At 31.4% G+C, this 7963-nt stretch carries 7 protein-coding genes and 2 riboswitches; of the genes, 1 reads left to right on the top strand and 6 read right to left on the bottom strand.

Translation table 11 applies throughout. From position 1 onward, the window contains the following. Positions 1–165: 165 nt before the first annotated feature. From E6771_RS15375 to E6771_RS15350, 6 genes are all read right to left on the bottom strand, one after another. Positions 166–1311: a pyridoxal phosphate-dependent aminotransferase gene (locus E6771_RS15375; RefSeq protein WP_316092222.1), complete on the bottom strand. Its 1146-nt coding sequence runs from the start codon at positions 1309–1311 to the stop codon at positions 166–168. Positions 1312–1320: 9 nt separating this feature from the next. Next, positions 1321–2022 (bottom strand): 2,3,4,5-tetrahydropyridine-2,6-dicarboxylate N-acetyltransferase, encoded by a 702-nt coding sequence (gene dapD, locus E6771_RS15370; RefSeq protein WP_410054684.1) that lies wholly within the window; start codon positions 2020–2022, stop codon positions 1321–1323. Beyond that, the gene (gene dapB, locus E6771_RS15365; RefSeq protein ID WP_316092220.1) at positions 2022–2735 is read right to left on the bottom strand and encodes a 4-hydroxy-tetrahydrodipicolinate reductase; all 714 of its coding nucleotides are present in this window, start codon (positions 2733–2735) and stop codon (positions 2022–2024) included. Before dapB ends, dapD begins: the two co-directional genes overlap by 1 nt. After that, on the bottom strand, positions 2726–3613 hold the full coding sequence (gene dapA / locus E6771_RS15360; protein WP_316092219.1) for a 4-hydroxy-tetrahydrodipicolinate synthase: 888 nt from the start codon (positions 3611–3613) through the stop codon (positions 2726–2728). The genes dapB and dapA overlap by 10 nt, the downstream gene beginning before the upstream one ends. Positions 3614–3679: 66 nt before the next feature. Beyond that, complete coding sequence (locus tag E6771_RS15355; RefSeq protein WP_316092218.1) at positions 3680–4660, bottom strand: aspartate-semialdehyde dehydrogenase; 981 nt, start codon at positions 4658–4660, stop codon at positions 3680–3682. A gap of 9 nt (positions 4661–4669) precedes the next feature. After that, positions 4670–5875 (bottom strand): aspartate kinase, encoded by a 1206-nt coding sequence (locus E6771_RS15350; RefSeq protein ID WP_316092217.1) that lies wholly within the window; start codon positions 5873–5875, stop codon positions 4670–4672. Between the two features lie 123 nt (positions 5876–5998). Further along, positions 5999–6174, bottom strand: a riboswitch (Lysine riboswitch). A 129-nt stretch (positions 6175–6303) separates the two neighbouring features. Next, a riboswitch (Lysine riboswitch) is annotated at positions 6304–6477 on the top strand. A gap of 89 nt (positions 6478–6566) precedes the next feature. Here E6771_RS15350 and E6771_RS15345 point away from each other — a divergent pair. Then, positions 6567–7760 carry an amidohydrolase gene (locus E6771_RS15345; protein WP_316092216.1) on the top strand — a complete coding sequence of 398 codons (1194 nt, stop codon included), beginning with the start codon at positions 6567–6569 and terminating at the stop codon, positions 7758–7760. Positions 7761–7963 lie beyond the last annotated feature (203 nt).

Genomic DNA, 7963 nt, shown 5'->3' with positions numbered 1-7963 from the left:
TTATTCGATTAAATATATCTAATATGAAGCTAAAATAATTAATATTTTTTATTTTTTCAACAAATTTATCAAATTATAATTTCCTAAGAAATAAAAAAATCCCTCTGTGACAATATACAAAGGGATTCTTTTAATTTCTTTCTAGTATTTTTAAATACATAATCTCTATTTTTTATTATTTTCTTCTACATACTTTCCTATTCTCTTCACTGCTTCTTTCAATTTAGATATATCTACTGTAAGTGATATTCTAAAATACTTCTCTATTCCAAAGGATATACCTGGAACTACTGCTACTTGTACTTTTTTCAGCATATCTATTGCAAAATCAAAAGAATCCAATTCTGAAATTTGTGAGTAATCTGCAAATATATAGAATGCTCCCTTTGGTTCAACTACTTTGAATCCCAATTTTGTCAAAGCATTTTTCATGTACAAAGCTCTCTTTTTATATATATTCATAAGTTCTCTCCTATCTTCAAATATTTCCAATGCTGCTTCTGCTGCTGCAATGGATAAAGCCATTGGAGAACTCAATGTATATAAAGTAGTATTCAAAAAATACTTTCTGTATTCCAGTGGAAAAATAGTATATCCTATTCTCCATCCTGTCATTGAATGTGATTTTGAAAATCCATTTATTATAATAAGTTTATCTTTTACTTTCTCAAAAGAGCTAAAAGAATGAAAGTCATAGAATGAAAGTTCACTATATATTTCATCTGATATAAGAAATATATCTCTTTTTTCTATAAAATCTGCTACTGCATTCATTTCTTCCAAAGTTAATACATTTCCTGTAGGATTACAGGGATTGCTTAAAAGTAAGGCTTTTGTTTTATCAGAATAGTTCTTTTCCAATAATTCTGATGTTATTTTAAAATCTGTCTTTGTTATATCCATAAAAACAGTTTCAGCACAACATAAATTTATCATTGGGGGATATCCTGGATAAAAAGGTACTGGTACCATTACTTCATCTCCTGAATTTAAAATTGTTCTTAGGCATGAAGATAAAGCTTCTGATGCTCCAACATTTATGACTACATTATCAGATACATAGCTAGAATCATATTTTCTATTATAGTAAGCAGCTACTAATGCTCTGATTTTTTCCCCACCACCAGTAGGAGGATATCTCAATTGATGTTCTGCTCCATATTTCAATGTTTCCATTACCAGTTCTTTTGGGGAAGGAATATCTGGTTCTCCTATTGTAAGGTCTATTGCATCTGCATATTTCCTTGATTCCTCATTGAGAGCTCTGATAAGGGAATATTGAAGTTTTGATACTTCTCTGTTTATCTCCATCTTTCCCTCCTATTTTCTCAAATCATCTACTAACTGTGTCTTTCCTAATGTTTTTTCATCTACTTTTTTTATTATTCTGGCAGGATTTCCTGTAACCACTGCTCCTGCTGGAACATCTTCAAGAACTACTGCTCCTGCTCCCACTACTGCTCCCATACCTATTCTTACACCTTCTATGATTACAGCATTAGCTCCCACAAGGACACCATCTTCAACTATCACTGGCTTAGCTGAAGGTGGTTCCACAACTCCAGCAAGTACAGCTCCTGCTCCTATATGACAGTTTTTTCCAACTGTAGCTCTTCCACCAAGGACTGCTCCCATATCTATCATAGTCCCATCTCCAATGACAGCTCCTATGTTTATTACAGCTCCCATCATGATAACAGCATTATTTCCAATAGTTACTTTATCCCTTATAACAGCTCCAGGCTCTATTCTTGCATTTATATTTCTATAGTCTAAAGTTGGGACACCTGAATTTCTTCTGTCATTTTCTATATAGAAATCTGTTATATTCTCTCTGTATCTTTCCAGCACTCTGTTAATTTCATCTGATTCTCCTATCAATATATATGAACCAGTTCCTCTAAAAACCTGTGCTGAAGTCTCAATATCATTCATATCTCCATTTACATATGCTTTTACTGGTGTCCTTTTTTGTGAATTTTTTATAAATGCTATTATCTCTTCTGCTGTATTTAGGTTTATCATCTTTCCTCCTGATTTTCAAAAATATCTTTCATAGTATATATTCCTGCTTCCTTTCCAATAAGAAATTCAGCTGCCTTTAAAGCTCCAACAGCAAATATCTTTTTAGACATTGCTGTGTGTTTTATCTCTATAATTTCATCTTCTCCGCATAAAAGGACTGAATGCTCTCCCACAATAGTCCCCCCTCTAAAAGAATGAATTCCTATCTCATTTTTCTCTCTTTTTCTATTACCTTCTCTCCCATACTGCTCTTTCATCCTTTCTGGACAGCTTTTCTCTATAGTTTCAACTAAAGTTTTAGCTGTTCCGCTTGGAGAATCAATCTTTTTATTATGATGTTTTTCTATTACTTCTATATCATAATTTTCATAAAGTACTGGAACTATTCTTTCAAGAATATCATTTAAAAGATTTACTCCTAAAGACATATTTGAAGAGAGAAGTACAGGAACTTTTTTAGCTGTTTCCTCTATCTTCTTCAATATCTCATCTGAATATCCAGTAGTTGCAATAATCAGAGGTATACTTTTATTTTTAGAATAATCCAAAAGAGATTCCAATCTTGAATAATGAGAAAAATCTATTATTATATCTCCAGTTTCAGCAGTCAGTTCATCTGCAAAACCTGTTATTTTTACATCCTTATGATTTTCACCTGTTTCTTTTATCAATCTTCCCATTGCTCCAGTTCCATGTATTATTATTTCCATCCTGTCACCTCATGAGCAATTAATATATCTATTAATTTCATTCTATTTGATTCCTCCATTACTCCTAATGGAAGTCTGCATTTTCCTGCTTCATATCCAAGAAAATTCATTGCCTCTTTTATTGGAACTGGATTTGTTTCAAGAAATAAAACATTTACAAGATCATTATATTTCAGCTGCAGTTCTCTGGCTTTTTTTATATCTCCCTTTAGAAATGAAACTACCATTTCATGACTTATATCAGGAATTATATTTGCTGATACAGAAATAACTCCCTTTCCTCCTAATGAAAGAACTGGAACTACCATATCATCATTTCCTGAATAAATATCAAGTTCTGGTATCTCTCTTGCCACTTCTGCAACATATGATATATTTCCACTGGCTTCTTTTAAAGCTGTTATATTTTTGATCTGTGCCAGTTTTTTTAAAAGGGGAATAGAAAGATTTACTCCTGTTCTTGATGGAACATTATACAAAATAACAGGAATTTTTACTGCTTCTGCTATTGTTTTATAGTGTTCGTATATTCCATTTTCATTCCCTTTATTGTAATAGGGAGTAACTACTAAAAGTCCATCTATTCCAGCTCTTTCTGCTCTTTTACTGAATTCAGCAGCATGTTTAGTATCATTTGAACCTGTTCCTGCTATCACAGGTATCCTGCTATTGATTATCTCTACTGCAAATTCTATTACTGAAATTTTTTCTTCATCAGTAATAGTACTTCCTTCTCCAGTAGTTCCTGTTACTATTATTGCATCTGTATGATTTAAAACATGAAATTCAAGTATTTCCCTAAGTCTTGAGTAATTTACTTCATTATTTTCATCAAAAGGAGTTACGAGAGCAACCCCTGAACCTGTGAATAATTCCATTTATTTCCTCCTAAATTACATTCCTCTATTATATTTTTTCTTTTCTTTATCAATTAAGTTTCTATATTATATTCCTCTGAAAAGCTCTGCTATCTGAACAGCATTTGTAGCTGCTCCTTTTCTTATATTATCAGCAACTACCCATAAATTTATTCCTTTTTCTGTACTGAAATCTCTCCTTACTCTTCCTACCAGCACTTTATCCTGCCCAGTAGCATCAGAAGCCAATGGATAATGATTAGAATTTACATCATCTACAAGCATTATCCCAGGGAAAGCCACTAAAGCTTCTCTAACTTCGTCTAAATCAAAGTCTTTTTCCAATTCTACTGTGATAGAAACAGAATGAGAATTCATTACTGGAACCCTTACACATGTTGCAGTTACAGGAAGAGCTGGTATCCCTAATATTTTTCTTGTTTCATCTATCATTTTTATCTCTTCTTTTGTATATCCATTTTCCAAAAATTTATCTATATGTGGAAGACAGTTGTTAACTATTGAATGAGGATAAGTTTTTGGTTCTTCTCCTCTAAGTCCATTTTCTAAGTCTTCAATTCCTTTATGTCCACTTCCAGATACAGCTTGATAAGTGCTGTAAATAACTCTTTTTAATCCATATTTTTCTTCTAATACTTTTAGAGGAAGCATACATTGAATAGTTGAACAATTAGGATTAGCTATTATTCCGCTATTTTTAAATGCTGCTTCAGAATTTACTTCTGGTACTATAAGGGGAACTCCACTTTCCATTCTCCATGCAGATGAATTATCTACAACTAGTACTCCTTTTTCTGCAGCTATTGGAGCAAATTTCTTACTTATATCTCCTCCAGCAGAAAACAAAGCAATATCTATATCTCTGTCAAAACTATTTTCTGTAAGTTCTTCAACTGTATATTCATTATTTTTAAAGACTACTTTACTTCCTGCACTCCTCTTTGAAGCAAAAAGATAAAGTACTTCTATATCAGAATTTCTTTCTTCTAATACTTTTAAAAATGTTCTCCCTACCAGTCCAGTTGCTCCTACTATAGCAATTTTCATTTTTCCCTCCTAAAGTCCAAATTCCATAGCAGCTGATTCTACAGCTCTGCTTATCAAATTTTTGTCTATACTGCATGATATACTTATTTCAGAAGTTGTCACCTGATAGAATTCTACTCCTGCATTGCTCAATGCTGAAAAAAATCTTCCTGCTATTCCTGAATTATTTATCATTCCAATTCCTACAACTGATATCATTCCCAGATTATCCTGATACTCTATCTCTATCTCTGGATATCTATTTCTTATCTGTTCCACTACCTGATCCAGTAGATATTTTTCCCCAAGAGTACAACTGAATGATATATCTGTCTTTCTATCTCTGCTTATATTTTGAGTAATCATATTTATATTCAATCCACAGTTATTTATTGTTGAAAATATCTCTGCTATCTTTTCTGCTGAATAATCTATATTTGAGATTGTTGTTACAATTATTTCATTTGCTATACTAAGTCCAGTTACTAATTTTTCTTCTAAAGCACTATTTTTTTCCATAATATATGTTCCTCCTGTTTCACTTAAACTTCTTCCTACAAAAATTGGTATATTAAATTTTTTTCCTAATTCTACTGCTCTTGTCTCCATAACCCCTGCACCAAGATGTGCCATTTCCATCATCTCCTCATATGAAATTTTATCCAATAATTTAGCATCTTTATATTTTCTAGGATCTACACTATATATTCCTTCTACATCTGTATATATTCTGCATTCACACCCTAGAGCAGCAGCCAGTGCCACTGCACTTGTGTCTGACCCACCTCTCCCTAAAGTCGTTATATCTCCATTTTCATTAACTCCTTGAAATCCAGTTACTATAACTACCCTTCCATCTTTCAGATAACTTTCTATCTTTTCTATATCTATACTTTTTATTTTACTTTTTGTATGAACCCCCATAGTTTTTACATTTGCTTGAGGTCCTGTAAGTGACACTGCCTTTTCTCCTTCAGCATTCAATGCTATAGATAAAAGCGCCACTGTTTGCTGTTCCCCAGTTGACAAAAGAGAATCAAGCTCTCTTTGATCTGGATTTGAAGAAATTTCATTAGCCATCTTTATTAAAGCATCTGTTGTCTTTCCCATTGCTGAAGCAACAACAACGATTTCATTACACTTTTCCTTCTTCAGCTTACTGATATATCCAGAAATCGCTTTTATCTTTTCTATTGTTGCCACACTTGAACCACCATACTTTAATACCACTCTCATAAAAAAATCTCCTTTTTAAATATTTTGTAATAAAAAAACCAGCAGATTGCAATCCGCTGGTCAATAGTCATCACAAAAAAATTAAAATAAAAAGTTATTAAAATTTTCCATTAGAAAAAAGACTCAACAGAAAGCACACCATTGTTACTCAATGACAGTTATACAGATATTATCTGCATTCCCAAAATTGATTTGTCTGCCTCACAAAATCAAAGTTTCGGCAATCTCCCCTTTTACTATACTTCATAACTGGCTGGCTCCATATAGTTACTCTTGTCAATTGCGCCTCAATCTGTTTATTTATTTAAGTGAAATTTTACAATACAATTTAAAAATTTAATAATTCAAAAAATATATTTTAAAAATATATAAATTGTATTATTATTTTTTTATAATTTAATATATACTCTTTTAAATATAACTTAAATAATTTTGATAGAGGTGCATAGAACATCAGTAAAAATACTTAGTCTGGCAGACTGTGAGGTATTTTGAAAGGGAACTTTGCCGAAATGAAGATATTGCCTGATATTTTTGTTGGCAGTATGGATAATATTCATACTGTTGTCATTGATTCTTATCAATGGAGTGCTGTCTGAAAATAGATTTTTTGATATTTTTTATTGTCGAAAATTTTTATCACAGCTTTCATAGCTGTGATTTTTTTATTATATATCTTGGAGGTTGGAAAATGAATTTACAAAATATTTTTTTTGATGGTATAGAAAATTCTGAACAATGGTTAATAGAAACCAGAAGAGAACTCCATCAGCATCCTGAACTTGATTTTGACTTATCTGAAACTACTGGTATAATATGCAGACATCTTGATGAAATAGGAATTCCATATAGGACAGGTATTGGAAAAAGTGGTATAGTTGCTGATCTTATAGGTAAAAACAGTAATATCACAATAGCATTAAGAGCTGATATTGATGCTCTCCCTATTCTTGAAAATACAGAATGTGAATATTCATCAAAAAATACAGGTAAAATGCACGCCTGCGGTCATGATGCTCATGCTTCTATTCTTTTAGGTACTGCTAAAATTTTAACAGCTAAAAAGAAAGATCTTCCATGTAATGTAAGGTTTATATTTCAGCCTGCTGAAGAAACTACTGGTGGAGCTATTCCAATGATAAAAGATGGTGTACTTGAAGGAGTAAATTGTATATTTGGTTTACATGTAGATCCTTCTACAGAAGCAGGAAAAATAGCTGTTAAGTATGGAGCAATGAATGCTTCAGCTACAGATGTAAATATAAAAATCACAGGAAAAAGTTGTCATGGAGCTTATCCTAGTGGTGGTGTTGATGCAGTTGTAACTGCTGCATATGTCATTACTGCACTACAAACTATTGTCAGCAGAAATATTGATTCAAGAGATTCTCTTGTACTGACTTTTGGAACTATGCAAAGTGGTACAAAAGAAAATATAATTGCTCAAGAAGCTTTTTGTTGTGGTACTATGAGAAGCTTATCAAATTCTGTCAGAGACAAAGCTAAAAAAAGGATTAACTCCATAGTTGAAATGGTAAGTGCTGCTTATGAGGCTAAAGGTGAAGTTTTTTATCGTGACAGTTATAATACTCTTATAAATTATAAGGAATATGTTGAATTAGTTAAAATTAATGGAGAAAATATTTTAGGAATAGATAAAGTAAAAATAAAAGAACTTCCTGATATGGGTGTAGAAGATTTTGCTTATTTTCTTGAAAAAATACCAGGAACTTTTTTCAATTTAGGAGTTGGAAATCGAGAAAAAGGAATAACCTCTCCTTTGCATAATGACAAATTTAATATTGATGAATCTTCTCTCATTATTGGTGTAAAAATGCAGATATCTAATATACTTTCTGCTTATGAAAAATTTTTTGATAAATAAATATTAATTTTTTTGTATTATAAATTTTCTATATTTATAAAGAGGATTTTTTATCTAAAATATTTATGCTATAATGATAATAGAGAATGATATTAATAAATATTGAATCTGTTAATTTAAAATGAAAACTAGCTCTGAAAAGTTGAAAAGGTATAAAAAGTGCTTTTAGAAAATTTCTATCCTAAAAAAGAGTATCACAAAAA

The sequence above is a fragment of the Fusobacterium sp. genome, from assembly GCF_032477075.1.
Lineage (GTDB): Bacteria > Fusobacteriota > Fusobacteriia > Fusobacteriales > Fusobacteriaceae > Fusobacterium_A.
Note: the sequence above shows the minus strand (reverse complement) of the source record. Positions and strands in the feature narration are given on the sequence as shown.